Source organism: Myceligenerans halotolerans, assembly GCF_054782975.1.
Window position 1 is genome coordinate 1 of sequence record NZ_BAAGRL010000048.1, and the last position, 2,506, is coordinate 2,506.

Sequence of the window (2,506 nt, forward strand, 5' to 3'; positions counted from 1 at the left end):
ACGGGCACGAGCTGATCCTGGACGCGCCGTTCGACCTGACCGCACCGCAGATCGACGGCGACCAGGTGACCTACCCGGACGTCATCACCGACGGCGTGGACCTGGTGCTGAGCGTGAACCCGGACGCGACCGGTTTCACCGAGACCCTGGTGTTCGCCTCGCGTCAGGCCGCCGAGCGGGCCGAGCAGGAGATCGGGCTCGGTGAGCTGACGTTCCCTCTGACCACGTCGGAGGGGCTGCAGGTGACGCGGCAGGACGGGGGGCTGGTCGCGTCCGACATGTTCGGGTCCGAGATCTTCACCGCTCCGGCGCCTCGGGTCTGGGACTCGACGTCGCGCGACCTGGCCGGGACCGGTGCCGTCGACGCGACGACGTGGCGCGTGCAGGGGCAGGACGCGGTGGGCCCGCTGCGGGCCCGCGGGCCCTCGGGATGGGAGCACCTGGCGGGTGACGGCGTGGATCCGGCCGACCGGTCGGTGCACGCCCGGTCGGCGCTTCCCGGTGACCGGTCCTCGGGGATCGAGGTGGACCTGGTCCCGGCCACTCCGCGCCATCAGGACGCGGCGGGCGCCGAGGCGGGGTCGGATGCCGACGCGCTCGGCGGTTTCGGTGCGGCCGGCTCCGCGGGCAGCACGGCTGCGGGCGGACAGCCGAGCCCTGCCGGTGGCCTGACTGTCGGCGGCGTTCCCGCCGCGGGTGATCCGGCGGCCGCCGGCGCGGCCGACCTGGTGGGTACCCGGTCCACGGTCGGCGTGCGTCTCGGGCTGGACACCGGCTGGCTGTTCGATGACGCGACCGAGTTCCCGGTGTTCGCCGACCCCGCGTTCTCGGGCTCGCCGAACGCGTGGCTGATGGTGCACGAGCCGGCCGGTGGTGAGGTCGCGCAGTACATGTACGACGGCAACCAGGGCCTGGGCCTGTGCGACGTCGACGTGGCGTCCGGATGCGAGGCCGACTCCAAGTTCCGGCTCGGCTGGCGGTTCGACGGCCTGGACCAGATCGGCCTGATGGACGCCGACCGGATCACGAGCGCCGCGTTCACGGCGACCGGTGAGCACTCGTGGGACTGCAACCCGCGCGGTGTGCAGCTGTGGCGTACGAGCTCGTTCGGCGCGGACTCGGACTGGGCGTCGTGGGGCGCGTCCGCGTTCGTGGAGGAACTGGACGAGCAGGTGGTCTCGCACAAGGCGGCGTGCGACAACGTCAAGACGGTGACGTGGGATGCCACCGCGGCGGCCAAGCGGCTGGCCGAGGTCGACGGCGGGTCCGTGTCGCTGGGGCTGCGTGCCACGAACGAGGAGGACATGACCCTCGGGTGGAAGAGGTACCACCACGCCGCATCGCTGACGATCGAGTACGAGCCCGAGCCCGACGACGAGGGCGAAGGTCAGGACCTGGAGGCGCGGAGCGAGAATCTCGCCCCCGTCATCGACGCCGCCGATACGCCCGATGCTGCCGCGCCGACCGAGATCGTCCCGGATGCCCGCACCGAGGAGCAGCCGGCTGCCCCGGCAGTGCCCGCCGAGGCGCTGCCCGCCGGTGGTGTCGCGGAGATCCCGGTGACCACCGAGCCCACCGTGGTCGACGTCGGCGGGCTGGACCTGACGGTGACCGCCCCTGCCGAGGGGGTGGCGCCCGAGCAGGTCGTCGTCGACGTCGCGGACCAGGCCACCACCGAGGCCGACGGCGTCACCGGAGTCGTCCTGGAGGTCACCGACAGCACGTCGTCGGGTACGGCCGCGGCGGGGGAGACCCGTGTGGTCGAGGCGACCGTCGACTACGGGGAGTTCGCCGAGGCCGCCGGTGCGGACTGGGGCAGGCGCCTGCAGATCATGCGCATCCCGGCCTGTGCCGAGGCGACCCCGGAGGCGCCCGAATGCCAGCCCGAGGTGGTCCAGACCTCGAACGACGAGAACGAGCAGAGGCTGACCGCGACGCTGGAGATTGCGGCGGCGGGTGCGGAGGCAGCGGCATCGACCACCACGGAGTCCGCGTCGATCGAGTCGGCGGCGACCGAGGCGGGAGTGGCGGGGTCGACGACGTCGGCGGTGTTCAAGCAGGCAGGCCGGACGAGGACCGGGGCCGTCCGCGCCGCGGTTCGGTCGGCCGACGCCAAGGCGCTGTCGGCCGAGCGGCCGACGTCGGCGACGACCGCTATGACGGGGACGACCTCAGCGGCGACTGTGGCCGCGGCCGCGCCCGCCGAGACCGGCGACAAGTTCGCCGTCACGTCCGGCGCGTCGTCGGCGTCGGGTGACTGGTCGGCCACGCCGATCAACCCGACCGGGGAGTGGTCGGTGTCGGGCGCGACCGGCGCGATGGGCTGGTCCTACCCGGTGACCGTGCCGTCCCCGGCGGCCGGTCCGGCGCCGCAGCTCGCGATCGGCTATTCGAGCTCGTCCCTGGTGGGTCGCGTGTCCGGGGCGAACAACCAGTCGTCGTGGATCGGCGATGGCTGGGACCTGACCACGGGATTCATCGAGCGGTCGTACGTGCCGTGCATCGC

At 73.1% G+C, this 2,506-nt stretch carries 1 pseudogene; it reads left to right on the forward strand.

Features of this window, described 5'->3' with window-relative positions:
- Positions 1 to 2,506: pseudogene (locus ACYVK5_RS23050) on the forward strand (hypothetical protein); the annotation flags it as partial.